The organism is Streptomyces sp. cf386 (genome assembly GCF_900103585.1).
Classification (GTDB): domain Bacteria; phylum Actinomycetota; class Actinomycetes; order Streptomycetales; family Streptomycetaceae; genus Streptomyces.
Genome location: NZ_FNHV01000011.1, coordinates 94,955 through 110,647, shown reverse-complemented (window position 1 = coordinate 110,647; position 15,693 = coordinate 94,955). Strand labels below are relative to the sequence as shown.

Below are 15,693 nucleotides of genomic sequence, written 5' to 3'. Positions count from 1 at the left end.
AGGACAGTAGGGGTGCGCCGCCGGGGCGGAATGTGACTGTTCCGTCCTGCGGCACGCGAGGTGGGCGCGGGACCCGGCGACCCCGTCTCCTGTCCCCATGCGGCAAGACCAGGAGCACCAGAACGTCGGACGGTACGTCGCCCTCGAGCGCGGGCTGATCGACCGCGCCATCTTCAGCGACCCCGCCCTCTACCGGCAGGAGCTGCGCCGGGTCTTCGCGCCCAGCTGGCTGTTCCTCGCGCACGAGAGCCAGTTCAAGAAGCCCGGCGACTTCTTCACCACGTACATGGGAGAGGACCCGGTCATCGTCGCCCTGGGCCGCGACCGCAAGCTGCGGGCGTTCCTCAACGCCTGCCGGCACCGCGGGATGCGGGTCTGCCGGGCGGACGCGGGCGCGGCGAAGGCGTTCACGTGCAGCTACCACGGCTGGTCGTACGACATGGCCGGCAAGCTGATCAACGTCCCCAACGGCGAGGACTACCCCGCCCACTTCGAGCAGGACCAGTGGGGACTGACCGAGGTCGCGCAGCTCGACACGTACAAGGGGCTCGTCTTCGCGACCTGGAACCCCGAGGCGCCGCCGCTCGACGCGGCGCTCGGCGGGATGACCTGGTACCTGGACGCGATGCTCGACCGCGACCCGGAGGGCACCGAGGTCGTCGGCGGGGTCCACAAGTGGGTGCTGGAGGGCAACTGGAAGCTCGCCGCCGAGCAGTTCGCCTCCGACTGGTACCACGTCAACATCTCGCACGCGTCCGCGCTGATGGTCATGTCGCCGAGCGGAAAAGGCCCGAAGACGGAGATCGTGCAGACGCCGGGCCGGCAGTACACCGATCCGCTCGGCCACGGCGCCGGCTTCCCGACCCACCCGCGGAGCCGCTTCGACGACCGGGTCGTACACGACCACTACGACTACGAGGCGCTGCGCGAACGGCTCGGCGACGCCCGCGTCGAGGGCCCGATGACCACCGGCCATGCCACGGTCTTCCCCAACTTCTCCTACCTCCCGGTCAACGGCTCCATCCGGGTCTGGCACCCCAAGGGCCCGGACCGGATGGAGGTCTGGGCCTGGACGGTCGTCGACCGGTCGATGCCGGACGAGGTCAAGGACGCCCAACGCCTGTACAACCTGCGGACGTTCGGGCCGACCGGCATCTTCGAGCAGGACGACGGCGAGAACTGGAGCGAGGTCCAGGCCACCGCGCACGGCTTCATGGCCGGCTCGATGACCCTCAACTACCAGATGGGCCTGGGCATGGAGACCGACGACGGCGTCCACCCCGGCACCACCGGCCGCCTCTACAGCGACGGCGCCGCCCGCGGCTTCTACGCCCGCTGGCGTGACCTGATGAACACGCCCGCCTGGCACGAGAAGGCCACTGAGCAAGTCACCGAGAAGGACACCCGATGACCACCACCGACACCGGCATCCGCGTCGCCGCCGTAGGCGACATCGAGGACGGCGAGGCGCTGAAGGTGCCCGCCGAGACCACCGGCCACGGCGACGCCATCGCCGTCTTCCACGACGGCGGCGCCTACCACGCCCTCGACGACACCTGCTCGCACGGCCGGGCCTCCCTCTCCGAGGGCTGGATCGAGGACGGCGAGGTCGAGTGCCCGCTGCACAGCGCCCGCTTCTGCCTGCGCTCGGGCGAGCCGCAGTGCATGCCGGCCACCGCCGCCGTGCGCGCGCATCGCGTGGAGGTGCGCGACGGCGGGGTCTGGCTGCACCCGGGCGAGGAGCCCGCGGATGCCTAGGCGCATCGCCGTGGTGGGTGCGGGGCTCGCCGCCGTGTCCACCTGCGACGCGCTGCGCGCGCGGGGCTACGACGGTGAGCTGGTCCTCTACTCCGCCGAGCACGGACTGCCGTACGACCGCCCGCCGCTCAGCAAGGACGTGCTGCTGGGCAAGGCACGGCGCGAGGACGTGTCGCTGCGGCCCGAGCAGTGGTACGAGGGACAGCGCATCGAGCTCCGGGACGGGACGTCGGTCCGGACGATCCGCCCCGGCGAGGGTGGTGTCGAGCTGGCCGACGGTTCGGTGGCCGGGGCCGACCGGGTCGTGCTGGCCACGGGCGGCACACCGCGTCCGCTGCCGGTGCCCGGCGGTGACGACCCCGCCGTACATCTGCTGCGGACCTGGGAGGACGCCGAGCGGCTGCGGGAGCGGCTGCTGCCGGGCGCGGCCGTGACCGTGGTCGGGGCCGGGCTGATCGGTGCGGAGACCGCCGCCGTGGCGGTGGCCCTCGGATGCCGGGTGACGTTGGTCGATCCGGTGGCGGTGCCGTTGGCCGGTGTCGTCGGGGACCACCTCGCGGGGGTGCTGCATCGGAGGCATGCCGAGGAGGGCATCGAGGTGATCACCGCCGGGGTCGAGCGGATCGAACGCCGGGCCGGGCAGCTGGTGGTGCGTCTCGCGGGGCGCGAGGAGGGCGTGGTCGCCGACACGGTCGTCGCGGGGATCGGGATCCGACCGGCTGTGGAGTTGGCGCAGGGCGCCGGGCTCCATGTCGACAACGGTGTGGTGGTGCGGGTCGGGCAGCGGACCTCCCATCCGAACGTCTTCGCCGTCGGTGACGTGGCCCGGCTCGACGGGCATCCCGTGCGGCATGAGCACTGGGAGGCTGCGCAGCGGGGTGGAGAAGCTGCGGCGTCTGGGCTTCTCGGGCTGACTGTGCCGGAGGTGGGGGCGCCGTGGTTCTGGTCCGATCGGTATGGGGTGCGGTTGGAGGCCGTTGGGTCGATGGCGGATGCGGAGCGGGTTGTTCTGCGGGGGGAACGTATGGCCTTCGGCTTGCGGGGGGATCGGGTCGTTGCGGCTGCGGGGATCGATCGGGGGCGGGACGTCAAGGTGGCTCGGCGGATCATCGACCGGGGCATTGAGGTTGATGCGGGGCGGCTTGTCGATGGTGGCGATCTTCGGTCGGTGCTTCGCTGAATCGTCTGCCGGGTGCGGTGGCGTGGTGTCTGCGGGTCCGTTGTGGCTGGTCGCGCAGTTCCCCGCGCCCCTAAAAGCAGGGCGTCGCCCATCCGCCCGCTGTGCCGTCCACCGGCACATGTGCTCCCTGAAACCATTCCCGCCGGGCTCTCATGGCAAGTGAGCTCGGCCCGCAGGAGGTCCCACCCATGAGCATCCATCCCATGGAGCCGTCGGCACCCGCCCCTTCCGTCTCCTACGAAGACGACATCCGGCTCCACTACGACGTCCAGCGCCTCTACGCCACCGAAGCCCGCCTCCTCGACCAGCACCGGTACGCCGACTGGCTGGAGTTGTTCGCCGAGGATCTGCACTACTGGGCGCCGGTGCGGACGAACCGGCTGCGGCGGCAGCAGGCGTTGGCCGATGGTTCGCCCGGTGAGGTGGCGATCTTCGACGAGACCAAGGCGAGCCTGGCCTGGCGGATCCGGCGGTTCGACTCGGGGATGGCCTGGGCCGAGGATCCGCCGTCCCGGACCCGGCATCTGATCAGCAACGTGCTGGTGTGGGCGGCCGATGAGTCCGCTGAGCCTGGCTCCTACGTCGCCGAGTCGTCGTTCCTCTGCTACCGCAACCGGCTCGAACGCGAGGTGGACCTCTATGCCGGCGGGCGCACCGACGTCCTGCGCCGTACCGACGACGGCTCCCTGCTGATCGCCCGCCGCACGATCCTGCTCGACCAGAACGTCCTGCTCGCCAAGAACATCAGCACCTTCCTGTGACCGGAGATCTCCTGTGACCTCAGCCCCGACAGAAGAGCTCAAGCTCGTCGAGCACACCGTGCAGACCACGCTCGGGCCGATCGCCGTCAGCGAGGCCGGCGAAGGGCCGGTGCTGGTCATGCTGCACGGCGGTGGCCCCGGCGCCAGTGCCGTCGCCAACTACCACCAGAACCTGGCCGCCCTCACCCCGCACTTCCGCGTGATCCTCCCCGACCAGCCCGGCTTCGGCGGCAGTTACCGGCCCACCGAGGCCGATCTGGACGCCCGCAGCATCACCGAGATCACCGTGGACGCGCTGCTCCAGACCCTCGACGCGCTCGGCGTCGAGCGGTTCCGTCTGCTGGGCAACAGCCTCGGCGGTGCCGCCGCCATCGCCACCGCCCTCGAAGTGCCGGACCGGGTGGAGAAGTTGGTGCTGATGGCGCCCGGCGGTGGCTGGCTGCCCTTCGGGCCGACCCCGACCGAGGGGCAGAAGGCCATGTTCCGGTACTACAACGGGGAGGGGCCGACGCTGAAGAAGATGCGGGACTTCATCGGGGTGATGACCGCCGAGCCGAAGCGCTGGGCGGACACCGCGCAGGCCCGCTACGAGGCCTCCCTCGACGAGTCCCACATCGCCTTCTACCACCGCTACAACGCCGCCTTCGCCAAGCGACACGGCATGGACCCGCTCTGGCAGCGCGTCCACCGGATCGCCTGCCCCACCCTTCTGCTCTGGGGCCGGGACGACCGCACCATCACCCTCGACGGCGCCCAGCTCATGCTCAAGCAGATCCGTGACGTGCAGTTGCATGTCTTCGGCGGCTGCGGGCACTGGGTGCAGCTGGAGCGGCAGGCCGAGTTCGAGCGGCTGGTCACCGACTTTCTCGGGGAGCGCTGAGCCGTGGGCTGGCTGGCGGGCGACGTCGCCCTGATCACCGGCGGCGGCTCCGGCATCGGCCGCGCGGTCGCCCTGCGCTGTCTCGCCGAGGGCGCGAGCGTGGCCGTACTGGACCGGGACGAGGAGCAGCTGGCCGATCTTCCGGACGGCATCCTCGCCCTCGCCGGAGACGTGCGCTCACCGGACGACCTGCACCGGGCCGTGTCGGCCACCGTGGAGCGGTTCGGCAGGCTGGACATCCTCGTCCCGAACGCCGGAATCTGGGACTACCACCGAAGTGTCACCCGGCTCACCGGCAAGGAAGTGTCCGAGGCCTTCGACGATGTCTTCGGTATCAACGTCAAGGGCTATGTCCTGGCCGTGGAGGCCGCCTGGCGGGAGCTGGTCGCCACCCGCGGGAGCATCGTCATGACCCTGTCCAACGCCTCCTTCCACACCGACGGCGGGGGTGCCCTGTACACCGCCAGCAAGCACGCCTGCCTGGGCCTGCTCCGCCAGTTCGCCTACGAGCTGGCCCCCAGCGTCCGTGTCAACGGCGTCGCCGTCGGCGGCATGCGCACCAACCTGCGCGGACCGGAGAGCCTCGGCCTCCAGGACCGTACGCTGGCCGCCTCCTTCGCCAGGAACGAGGCGTCCGGCATCGAGCAGCCGCCGCTCATCCCCCTGTACGACTCCAGTGTCGAGCCGGAAGACTTCACCGGCCCCTACGTCCTGCTCGCCTCCCGCGCCAACAGCGGCACCGTCACCGGAGCCGTCATCCCCGCGGACGGCGGCATCGCCGTCCGCGGCTTCCGTACTCCGGCAGGCGGCGCCGGCCTCTGACCAGCCGTCGTCCCACGACCGCCCTTGAAGTCATCCCACGACCGTCCCTGAAGGAGCCGACGCCATGGCCGCCGTCGACATCAGCCCCGCCGCCGCGCTGCACCGCAGAGCGCGGTACCCCTCGTCCACCGCCGTCGTCTACGAGGGTCGCGAGGTCACGGCGGCCGAACTCGGCCGCACCGTCGGCGAGTTCGCGGCCGGGCTGTCCGAGCGCGGGCTGCGCCGCGGGGACCGGATCGCCTACCTCGGCTTCAACAGCGTCACCTTCCTGGAGACGCTGTTCGCCGCCGCCCACCTCGGCGCGGTCTTCGTGCCGGTCAACTTCCGGCTCGCCGCCGACGAGGTGCGGCACATCCTGAACGACTGCGGCGCCCACACCCTCGTCGTCGAGGAGGGCCATCGAGAGGTGGTGGAGTCGGTCCTCGCCGACGTCCCGGCGCGGGGCCACGTCCTCGTCGACACCGACCCCGCCTGCCCCGCCGTACCCGAGGGCGTCTGGACGGCGCTGTCCGGGCTGCGCGGCCCGGACCGGCCCGTACGACAGCCCGTCGCGCTGTACGCGGACGACCTCGCCGCCCTGATGTACACCTCCGGCACCACCGGCCGCCCCAAGGGCGTCATGCTCACCCACGGCAACCTGTGGTGGAACGCGGTCAACGTGGACAGCGTCGTCGACACCCGCAGCGACGACGTGAACCTGGCCGTCGCCCCGCTCTTCCACATCGGCGGCCTCAACGCCCTCACCCTGCGGACGCTGGTGCGCGGCGGCACGGTCGTCCTGCGGCGCGGCTTCGACCCCGCCCAGTGTCTGGAGGACCTGGTACGGCACCGGGTGACCAGCCTCTTCGCGGTGCCCGCCATGTTCGCCGCCCTCGCCCGCGTGCCCGGATTCGCCGAGGCCGACCTCGGCGCCCTGCGGGCCGCGGTCGTCGCCGGAGCGCCCGTGCCGCCCCAGCTGATCCGCGACTACGCCGAGCACGGCGTGCTGCTCCAGCAGGCCTGGGGGCTGACCGAGACGGCGCCCTTCGCGACGTATCTGCCCGCCGGGATGACCCTGGAGAAGACCGGATCGGCAGGGGTGCCGATGCCGTACACCGAGATACGGCTGACGCACCCGGGCACCGGCGCCGGCATCGACGGTCCGGACGTGCGGGGCGAGATCTGTGTCCGCGGCCCCAACGTGACCGCCGGCTACTGGGACAACCCGGACGCCACCCACGCGGCCTTCGACGACATGGGCTGGTTCCACACCGGGGACGTGGCCTACCGGGACAAGGACGGCTACTACTACATCGTCGACCGGTTGAAGGACATGATCATCAGCGGCGGGGAGAACGTCTACCCGGCGGAGGTCGAGCGCGTACTCGCCGAGTTGCCGGGCGTCCTGGAGGCCGCCGTCATCGGCGTACCGGACCCCAAGTGGGGCGAGACGGTACTGGCCGTCCTGTCCTGCACGGAGGGCACGAAGCCCACGGTGGAGGAGGTCCGGGAGTTCGCGGCCGGCTACCTGGCCCGCTACAAACTCCCCACCCGGGTACTGCTCATAGACCACCTCCCCCGCAACGCCAGCGGCAAGCTGGCGAAGGCGGAGCTGAGGCAGTGGGCAGAGGCCAAGACGCCCTGAGGGACGCGCCCCTTTAGGGGCGCGGGGAACTGCGCGACCAGCCACAACGGCGCCGCACCCGAAAAGCCGACCCATCGCGGCACTCCCAGCCAACCGTTCTGCCAGGCGGCACACGAGCTGGAGCAGCCCGCCAAATCCAACGAACGTGACCACGTGCTAGCTGCAACCGCCATCTCCCAGAGCGCCACCGACCCCCTCTCGGGCCTGGTCCTGCGCGACATCCCGAAGCCCACCCCCCGCCCCGGCTGGTCCGTCATCCGTGTCGTGGCCGCCGCGCTGAACATGCACGACCTGTGGACACTGCGGGGCGTGGGCCACCCGCCCGACCGGCTCCCGATCGTCCTCGGGTGCGACGCCGCCGGATACGACGAGGACGGCAACGAGGTCATCGTCCACCCGGTGATCGGCGACCCGGACGCGGGCCGCGGCGACGAGACCCTCGACCCCGACCGGGCGCTGCTGTCCGAGCGGCACGACGGCTCGTTCGCCGAGTACTTGACCGTCCCGACCCGGAACCTCGTCCCGAAGCCCGCGTGGCTGTCGTTCGACGAGGCGGCCTCTCTGCCGGTCGCGTGGACGACGGCGTACCGCATGCTCTTCACCCAGGCCCGGATCACCGCCGGCGACCGGGTGCTGGTGCAGGGCGCGGGCGGCGGGGTCGCGTCGGCCGCGATCAAGCTGGCGGTGGCCGCGGGCGCCGTCGTCTACGCGACGAGCCGCAGCGCCGAGAAGCGCGCCGAGGCCCTGGCCTGGGGTGCCCGCGCCGCCGTGGCCACGGGTGAGCGGCTGCCCGAGCGGGTCGACGTGGTCGTCGAGACCGTCGGCGAGGCGACCTGGTCGCACTCGCTGAAGTCCCTGCGTCCCGGCGGCACCCTCGTCATCGCCGGTGCCACCACCGGCACCAACCCGCCCGCCGACCTGGGCCGGATCTTCTACCTCCAGCAGCGCATCCTCGGCTCCACCGGCTGCACCCGCACCGAACTGGTCTCGATGCTGCGCCTGATGGAGGCCACCGGGGTCCGCCCGGTGATCGACCGCAGCCTTCCGCTGACCGACATCCACAAGGGCTTCCAGCTCATGATCGACGGCGGCCTCACCGGCAAGCTCGTCGTCCACCCGACCCAGCATCCCCAGCCGTCCCAGCCGTAAGGAGCCCCACCATGACCGCAGCCGCCGTCGGGCTCTCCCACTCGCCCCTCATCGGCAGGAACGACCCCGCCCCCGACGTCCTCGCGCGCGTCGCGCAAGCCGTCGCGGGCGCACGGGACTTCGTGCGCGCCTACGACCCGGAACTGGTCGTGCTCTACGCCCCCGACCACTACAACGGCTTCTTCTACAAGGAGATGCCGCCCTTCTGCCTGGCCACCGAGGCCCACGCGGTGGGCGACTTCGGTACGGGCGCCGGCCCGCTGTCGGTCGACACCGAGGCGGCGAAGACGCTGGCCCAGGGCGTGCTCGACCGCGGCGTGGACCTGACCGTGTCGGCCCGGATGACCGTCGACCACGGCTTCGCGCAGCCCCTCGAAGTGCTCTTCGGCGGCATCGACCGGGTGCCCGTCGTCCCGGTCTTCGTCAACGGCGTGGCCACCCCGCTCGGCCCGGTCGGCCGTATCCGGGCGCTGGGCACGGCGATCGGGCGGGCCGCTGCCGAACTCGACCGCCGGGTGCTGTTCCTCGCCTCGGGCGGCCTCTCCCACGACCCGCCGGTCCCCGTGCTGGACGGGGCGCCGCCCCGGGTCGCCGACGCGCTCATCGAGGGCCGTCCGCCGACTCCCGAGCAGCGGGCCAGGGGAGAGGAGCGGGTCGTGCAGGCCGGGCGCGACTACGCCGCCGGATCGACCGCGATGATTCCGATCAACCCGGAGTGGGACAACCGGCTCCTCGACCACCTGGAGAAGGGCGAGTTGGCGGCGTTCGACACCTGGAGCGTCGAGGGCATGGCCCGGGAGGGCGGCGGCTCCGCCCACGAAGTCCGCGCCTGGATCGCGGCGTTCGCCTCGCTGGCGGCGGCCTCGGAGTCCGGGGCGTACGAGATGACGTCCCGCTTCTACGAGGCCATCCCGGCGTGGATCGCCGGGTTCGCCGTGGCCACGGCGAGGTGAGGAGGACGGCCCTCGGCCGTCGACCTTGGGCAGCGCTCAGCCCCGGACACTGCCCGCCGTCAGCCCGCCCACGATGAAGCGCTGGAACAGGGCGAACACACAGACCACCGGAAAGCTGATGAGCGTGGCCGTGGCCATCAGGGCGCCCCACGCCGTCCCGTGCTGCCCGACGAAGGAGTTCAGCAGCACGGTGACCGGCTGCACGTCCGGCCCGTCGGTCAGTGTGAGGCCGAACAGGAACTCGCCCCAGCCGATCAGGAACGACAGCCCGGCCGTGGCGACCAGGCTCGGCATCATGACGGGCAGCACGACCCGCAGCAGTACGCCGGGCAGCCCGCAGCCGTCGACCAGTGCCGCCTCCTCCAGCTCCGGCGGCACGGCCCGCAGCACCGGGCGCAGCACGATCACCGCGAAGGGCAGCGTCAGCGTGGTGTCGGCGGCGATCAGGCCGAGGTAGGTGTCGTCGAGACCGGCCCGGCGTTCCAGGATGAACAGAGGTGCCGCCAGCACGATGGCGGGCGGCAGTTGGGCCACCAGCAGGGCGAGCACCATCGCGCCCGAGCCGCGCATCCGGACCCGGGCGAGGGCATAGGCGAGCGGGACACCGAGCAGGAGCGTCAGGGCGACGACCCCGCTGGAGATCACCAAGCTGTTGAGCAGGGCCCGGGGGAGACCTTCGTAGTCCAGCGCAGCCCGGTAGTTCTCGGCGGTGAGCGGGGCGGGCACCCACTGCGGGGTCGGCACGAGGATCCGGTCCGGCTCGGTGAGGCTGGTCTTGGCCATCCAGTACACCGGCAGCAGGAAGGCCGCGGTGATGAGCGCGGCGACCGCGGTGAGCAGCCAGGGGTGGTGACGGGGGCGGCGGGGAGGTTTCACGTGGAACCTCCCGGCGCTTCCTCGCGGTGCAGTCGTCGTACGTAGAACAGGCCGGTCAGCAGTGGTACGACGAGCAGCAGCAGCCCGGCGGCGGCGCCCTCGCCGAACCGGAAGAAGCGGAAGAAGACCTCGTAGACGTAGAGGGAGAGCACGCGGGTGGCGTCCACGGGGCCACCGCCCGTCATCACGAAGACGAGGTCGAACACCTTGAAGGTGTAGATCAGGCCGAGCAGGAGAACGGTCACCGAGACCGGGCGCATCAGCGGCAGCGTGAGGTGGCGCAGGCGCTGCCAGGCGCTCGCGCCGTCGAGGGCGGCGGCCTCGTGGAGTTCGGGGTCGATGGTGTGCAGGCCGACCAGGAGCAGCAGCATGTTGAAGGGCACCCCGACCCAGATGTTGGCGAGGGTCACCCCGGTCAGGGACGTGGACGGGTCGGTGAGCCAGTCGTGGGAGAGCGTGCCCAGGCCGGCCGCCGTCAGCAGGGCGTTGTAGGCGCCGGACTCCGCGTCCAGCAGCCAGCGGAAGAGGGTGCCGCTGACCACGGGCGGCAGCAGCCAGGCCACCAGGAGCAGGGAGCGCAGGAGGCCGTTCAGCGGGAAGGGGCGGGCGAAGAGCAGGGCCAGGGCGAAACCGAGGGTGAACTGGCAGACCAGGGAGCCCAGCGTGAAGACCAGCGACAGGCGTACGGAGTGCCAGAACGCCGGGTCGTCCAGCACCGCCCGGTAGTTGTCGAGGCCGCTGAAGGGTTCGGCCCCGCCGAGCAGGCTGCTCAGGCGCACGTCATGGACGGAGGTCCAGACGTTGTAGAAGAGCGGATAGGCCAGGAAGAGCGCGAGGAAGGCCAGCCCCGGGAGGCAGAAGAGGTATCCGGCGCGGCGGCGGCGCGCGGAGGGGGAGAGGCGGTTCCGTCTGCGATGGATCTCCCAGGCGAGGCCCTGACGCCCCCTCATCACCCGCCCAGCGCCTTGTCGATCTGGCCGGCCGCCGTCCGTGCCGCGGCCGCCGGCGACGTCGAGCCGGTCAGCACGGCCTGTTCCGCCTCCGAGACGGCCTGGGCCGCGTCGGCGTAGTGCTCGCCGTACTGGCGTGGACGGGCCAGCGGGAGCTGGCTGAGGAAGAGCCGCAGGGCCGGGTCGGAGGCCCAGGTGCCCTGGTCGGCCAGGTCCTTGCGGGCGGGCAGATTGCCGAAGGAAACGAGGTACGGCACCAGCACGGACGGACGCTGGGTGTACTCCAGCACCTCCCACGCCTTGTCGAGCTTCCCGCTGCTCGCCATCAGCACCCAGTTCTCCCCGCCCAGACAGGTGGCCGCCTCCTTGTCGCGGGGCAGGGCGACGACGGACCAGTCGAAGGCGGCCTTCTTCAGGGTGGGGATCTGCCAGGGGCCGTTGATCTGCATCGCGGCGCGCTGGTCGAGGAAGCGGGTGTTGACGTCCTGCTGTGTCCAGCCCACGCAACTCTCGGACAGGGAGCCCTTGGTGATCAGTTCGTCGAGGAAGGTCAGGGCGGTGGTGCCGTAGGTGGCGAAGGTGTCCAGGTCGCCGCCCGCCTGCCACAGGAACGGCAGGAACTGGAAGACGCCCTCCTCGGTCTTGATCGCGCTCAGCGCCAGCCCGTACCGGTCCCCACTGGTCAGCCGTTCGGCAGCAGAGGCGAGCTGGTCCCAGGTGGTGGGCGGCGCGACGTCGGCCTCCCGCAGCATCCGCGTGTTGCAGTACAGGGCCAGGCAGTTGCTGTTGTTGGGGATGCCGAGGGTCTTGCCGCCGACCTGGCAGCCCTCCCAGGGGCCCTTGTAGTACTCGTCGGCCTGGCCCCACTCCTCGACCCGGCCGGTGAGGTCGGCCAGCAGGCCGCTGCCGCCGAGCGAGTTCATGGCGACGTTGTCGACGATCGCGATGTCGGGCAGGTCGCCGGAGATCGCGCCCAGCGTGATCTGCCGCTCCAGATCCGCGAACGGGAACGTCCGCCGCTCGATCCGCACGTCCGGCACGCCCGCCTCGACATCCTTGATCAGCCGGGTCATCCCGGGCTGGAAGTTGTCCAGCGTGAAGTAGTCCCACCAGGTGAGGGTGGTCGTGCTCGGCTCGTCGGAGCCGCAGGAGGCCAGCGCACCGCCGAGCCCGAGGGCAGCGGCTCCCGCGCCGGCGGTCCGCAGGAAGCCGCGGCGGTCGAGCGGGTACGGCATGCTGCCCTCCAAGGGGCTGTACGGAAAGAGGTGTCAAAGTCGGCGTATCAGAAATCCACGTCGAAATCGGGGAATTCCGGCTCGGGTTCCGAACCGGGCACCGGACGACACCGCCCCGTACTGGAGCGCAGGGTGATCAGCGGTTTCAGCAGGACGTGCCGCGGCGTCGAACCCGGTGAGCGGAGCCGCTCCACCATCAGCTCGACGGCGACCCGGCTCATCTCCTTGGCGGGGATCTCGGCGGCCGTGAGCTGCGGGGTCACCTGCTCGGCCCAGGGGCTCGCCGCCACCCCGACGACCGAGAAGTCGCGCGGCACGGCGCGGCCGTGCCGGGTCAGCCCGCGGTAGACGCCCTCCAGGGCCGCCTCGTTCATGGTGACCAGCGAGGTGGTGGCCGGTTCGTCCGCGAGGATCCGCGCCACGACCTCCTCACCCGAGGCGAGGGCCTCCCCGCACAGGTAGGCGCGCGGCTCGTGGCCCAGGTCCGTCATCGCGGTGACGTAGCCCTCGTGGCCGAGCCGGGCGAAGCCGTAGCCGCTGTTGAACAGTTCCTCCGAGCGGTTGACGAAGGCGATCCGGTGATGGCCCAGGTCGGCGAGGTGCCGCACACACCCGCTCGCCAGCCCGGCGAAGTCCAGATCGACCCAGCCCGCCTCGTCGGCGCGGTGGTTGCGGCCGATGGCGACGAACGGGAAGCCCTCCCGCACCAGTTGCTCGACCCTGGCGTCCTCGCGACGGATCTCCATCACGATCACGCCGTCCACGCGCCGCCCGTCGCCGCCGCCCCACTCCCCGTCCATGAGCCGCTGTCCGAGCATCCGCCGGAACGAGGGGTCGTCGTCCGTGTCGGCGGGGGAGAGCAGCACGTCGTAGCCGTACGGCGTCGCGGCCTCGGCGACGCCGCCGACGAAGGCGAGCTGCATGGTCGTGTAGTCCCGGGAACGGCCGGACGGGGGATAGAGCAGTCCGAGCGTGTGCGTGCGGTGGCCCTCTCCCTCGGCCGGCCCTCCCTCGGCCGGTCCTCCATCGGCCGGCGATGTGGTCGGGTCGCCGCCCGGACGCCCGGTCATGGTCAGCCGACCGGGAGGGGCTGTTCGGCCCAGATCGTCTTGCCGGTCGGGGTCTGGCGGGTGCCCCAGCCCTGGGTGAGCTGGGCGACCATGTGCAGCCCGCGGCCACCCTCGTCGTAGGTACGGGCGCGGCGCAGATGGGGGGCCGTGCTGCTGGCGTCGGACACCTCGCAGATCAGGGTGCGGTCCCGGATCAGGCGCAGCCCGATGGGTACGCCGCCATAGCGGATGGCGTTGGTGACCAGCTCGCTCACCACCAGCTCGGTGACGAACGCCGCCTCCTCCAGGCCCCACGCCGCGAGCTGCCGGGAGGCCTGCGCGCGGGCGTCCGCCACGATCGCCGGGTCGGACGGCAGCGCCCAGGCGGCGACCTGGTCGGCGTGCAGGGCGCGGGTGCGGGCGAGGAGCAGGGCCACGTCGTCGGCGGGGCTCTCGGGGAGCAGGTCCTTGAGGATGGCGTCGCAGGTGGTCTCCAGCGACGGCACCGGAGAGGAGAGGGCCTCGCAGAGCCGTTCCAGGCCGAGGCCGACGTCGCGCTCATGGGAGATCAGCCCGTCGGTGCAGAAGGCGAGCAGGCTCCCCTCGGGCAGCTCCATCTCGGTCGCCTCGAAGGGCAGCCCGCCGACGCCGAGCACGGGACCGGGGGTGAGACGGACGACGCCGACCGTGCCGTCGGGGAGCAGCAGGGCGGGCGGGACATGGCCCGCACTCGCCAGGGTGCAGATCCGGGAGACCGGGTCGTAGACGGCGTACAGGCAGGTCGCGCCGATTCCGCCGGTGTACGGCAGCTCCCGGACGATGCTGTCGTCGTCCGAGGTCAGATGGGTGACCAGGTCGTCGAGGTGGGTGAGCAGCTCGTCCGGGGGCAGATCCACGTCGGCGAGGGTGCGGACGGCGGTACGCAGCCGCCCCATCGTCGCCGAGGCGTGGATGCCGTGCCCGACGACGTCGCCGACGACCAGCGCGACCCGAGTCCCCGACAGCGGTACGACGTCGAACCAGTCGCCGCCCACGCCGGCGCCCGTACCGGCGGGCAGATAGCGGTACGCCACCTCGACGGCCGCCTGTTTCGGCAGGTCGCGGGGGAGCAGGCTGCGCTGGAGGGTGAGCGCGTTGGTGCGTTCGCGGGTGTACCGCCGGGCGTTGTCCACCCCCACGGCGGCCCGCCCCGCGAGTTCCTCGGCGAGGATCAGGTCATCCTGCTGGAAGGGCGGCGAACCCTTCCCACGGACGAAGACCGCGACGCCGAGCGTGATGCCGCGGGCCCGCAGCGGGGTGGCCATCACCGAGTGGAAGCCGTGCTCCCGGACGACGGTGGCCCTCGCCTCGTGCTCGGCGACCCACCGGACGAAGTCGGGGTCCCCCTCGCCGCTGAGCACCGGCCGGCCGCTGGTGAGGGAGCGGGCGGGCGGCGAGAACGGTGGATAGGTGTCCACGCCACCGAGGTCGACGGCGGCCTCGGGCACACCCCCGCCCTCCGTGGCCGACTGATGGGCGACCCGGCGCAGCACCACGGCGGCGTCGACCTGCCCCGGCACCGGTTCCTCCCCGCGCACCACCGAGTCGAGCAGATCCACACTGGCGAAGTCCGCGAGCCGCGGGACGGCCAGATCGGCCAGCTCCTGGGCGGTGCGGGTCACGTTGAGGGTGGTGCCGATACGGGTGCCGGCCTCGTTCAGCAGAGCCAGCCGCTGCCGGGCGGCGTACTGCTCGCTGCTGTCGAAGGCGGCGGTGCCGACCCCGGCGACCGCGCCGGAGCCGGGATCCCGGACGGGCCACAGCTCCACGATCCAGGACCGCTGCCCACCGGCACCGGCAGGTGGTGCCGGGGCGAACCCCTCGTACCGCATGGGCATGGCTTCCTCGGCGACCCGCCGCACACACCGCAGAAACCCTTCATCGGACCGGGCCTCCCCGAGCGGATCGGCCTCCGCGCCCGCGTTCAGCCGCCACGATCCCGACGCCGCGCTGTAGGTGGACAGGGCGATCGAGGACTGAGCGAAGGCCCACTCCACCATCCGCCGGTCGCGCTCCGAGTCGGGGGTTCCGGTGGTGGCGGTGACGACGAACGCCTGCGTCGCGCCGACGCCGTCCAGGGAGGGGTGGGCGTGCAGGGTCAGCTCGACACGACGGCCGTCGCGGTGACTGAGCACCGCCGCGCCGCTCCACTCCTGGGACCCGACCGGCGAGAACCCGGTCGCCTCCCGGTCCACGAGAAGATCGGCCGCGGCCCGCCCCACCACCTCGGACGCGCGGTACCCCAGCAGCCGCCTAGCACCCTCACTCCACCCCGTGACGATGCCCTCCAGGCTGATGGTCGCCGTCGCGGCATCTGCTGACCACCAGCTGTGACCGAGACTCTGATCAAAAGTGGCCATTATGGCTCAATTCGCGCTGGCGATGTTACTCACGGTTCCAGCGTGCGCGTCGCGGGA

At 71.7% G+C, this 15,693-nt stretch carries 14 protein-coding genes; 9 read left to right on the top strand and 5 right to left on the bottom strand.

Annotation, left to right across the window (positions count from 1 at the left end; genetic code table 11):
• The first annotated feature begins 97 nt into the window (after positions 1–97).
• The 9 genes from BLU79_RS27435 to BLU79_RS27395 all read left to right on the top strand — a co-directional run bounded on the left by BLU79_RS27435 (position 98) and on the right by BLU79_RS27395 (position 9,127).
• Positions 98–1,411, top strand: coding sequence for an aromatic ring-hydroxylating dioxygenase subunit alpha (locus tag BLU79_RS27435; protein WP_093908597.1), 1,314 nt, complete (start codon positions 98–100; stop codon positions 1,409–1,411).
• Positions 1,408–1,758 (top strand): bifunctional 3-phenylpropionate/cinnamic acid dioxygenase ferredoxin subunit, encoded by a 351-nt coding sequence (locus BLU79_RS27430; RefSeq protein ID WP_093908596.1) that lies wholly within the window; start codon positions 1,408–1,410, stop codon positions 1,756–1,758. Before BLU79_RS27435 ends, BLU79_RS27430 begins: the two co-directional genes overlap by 4 nt.
• Positions 1,751–2,938, top strand: a complete 1,188-nt coding sequence (locus tag BLU79_RS27425) for an NAD(P)/FAD-dependent oxidoreductase (RefSeq protein ID WP_093908595.1) — start codon at positions 1,751–1,753, stop codon at positions 2,936–2,938. The genes BLU79_RS27430 and BLU79_RS27425 overlap by 8 nt, the downstream gene beginning before the upstream one ends.
• A 188-nt stretch (positions 2,939–3,126) precedes the next feature.
• On the top strand, positions 3,127–3,699 hold the full coding sequence (locus BLU79_RS27420) for a 3-phenylpropionate/cinnamic acid dioxygenase subunit beta (protein WP_093908594.1): 573 nt from the start codon (positions 3,127–3,129) through the stop codon (positions 3,697–3,699).
• A 13-nt stretch (positions 3,700–3,712) separates the two neighbouring features.
• The gene (locus BLU79_RS27415) at positions 3,713–4,579 is read left to right on the top strand and encodes an alpha/beta fold hydrolase (protein ID WP_093908593.1); all 867 of its coding nucleotides are present in this window, start codon (positions 3,713–3,715) and stop codon (positions 4,577–4,579) included.
• A gap of 3 nt (positions 4,580–4,582) precedes the next feature.
• Positions 4,583–5,401 (top strand): SDR family NAD(P)-dependent oxidoreductase, encoded by an 819-nt coding sequence (locus BLU79_RS27410; RefSeq protein ID WP_093908592.1) that lies wholly within the window; start codon positions 4,583–4,585, stop codon positions 5,399–5,401.
• A gap of 64 nt (positions 5,402–5,465) precedes the next feature.
• Entirely contained in the window at positions 5,466–7,025 is a 1,560-nt protein-coding gene (locus tag BLU79_RS27405) for an acyl-CoA synthetase (protein WP_093908591.1), read from the top strand.
• Between the two features lie 153 nt (positions 7,026–7,178).
• Positions 7,179–8,174 carry a zinc-binding dehydrogenase gene (locus BLU79_RS27400; RefSeq protein ID WP_093908590.1) on the top strand — a complete coding sequence of 332 codons (996 nt, stop codon included), beginning with the start codon at positions 7,179–7,181 and terminating at the stop codon, positions 8,172–8,174.
• Between the two features lie 11 nt (positions 8,175–8,185).
• Positions 8,186–9,127, top strand: coding sequence for a 3-carboxyethylcatechol 2,3-dioxygenase (locus BLU79_RS27395; RefSeq protein ID WP_093908589.1), 942 nt, complete (start codon positions 8,186–8,188; stop codon positions 9,125–9,127).
• A gap of 36 nt (positions 9,128–9,163) precedes the next feature.
• Here the strand turns inward: BLU79_RS27395 and BLU79_RS27390 are convergent, their stop codons facing one another.
• From BLU79_RS27390 to BLU79_RS27370, 5 genes are read right to left on the bottom strand one after another with little or no spacing between them, the layout of a single operon-like run.
• Entirely contained in the window at positions 9,164–10,003 is an 840-nt protein-coding gene (locus tag BLU79_RS27390; protein WP_093908588.1) for a carbohydrate ABC transporter permease, read from the bottom strand.
• Positions 10,000–10,953, bottom strand: coding sequence for a carbohydrate ABC transporter permease (locus tag BLU79_RS27385; RefSeq protein WP_093908787.1), 954 nt, complete (start codon positions 10,951–10,953; stop codon positions 10,000–10,002). Before BLU79_RS27385 ends, BLU79_RS27390 begins: the two co-directional genes overlap by 4 nt.
• Entirely contained in the window at positions 10,953–12,188 is a 1,236-nt protein-coding gene (locus tag BLU79_RS27380) for an ABC transporter substrate-binding protein (RefSeq protein ID WP_093908587.1), read from the bottom strand. The genes BLU79_RS27385 and BLU79_RS27380 overlap by 1 nt, the downstream gene beginning before the upstream one ends.
• A gap of 47 nt (positions 12,189–12,235) precedes the next feature.
• Positions 12,236–13,258, bottom strand: a complete 1,023-nt coding sequence (locus tag BLU79_RS27375) for a LacI family DNA-binding transcriptional regulator (protein WP_093908586.1) — start codon at positions 13,256–13,258, stop codon at positions 12,236–12,238.
• A 2-nt stretch (positions 13,259–13,260) separates the two neighbouring features.
• The gene (locus BLU79_RS27370; RefSeq protein ID WP_093908585.1) at positions 13,261–15,636 is read right to left on the bottom strand and encodes an ATP-binding SpoIIE family protein phosphatase; all 2,376 of its coding nucleotides are present in this window, start codon (positions 15,634–15,636) and stop codon (positions 13,261–13,263) included.
• Between the last annotated feature and the right edge of the window lie 57 nt (positions 15,637–15,693).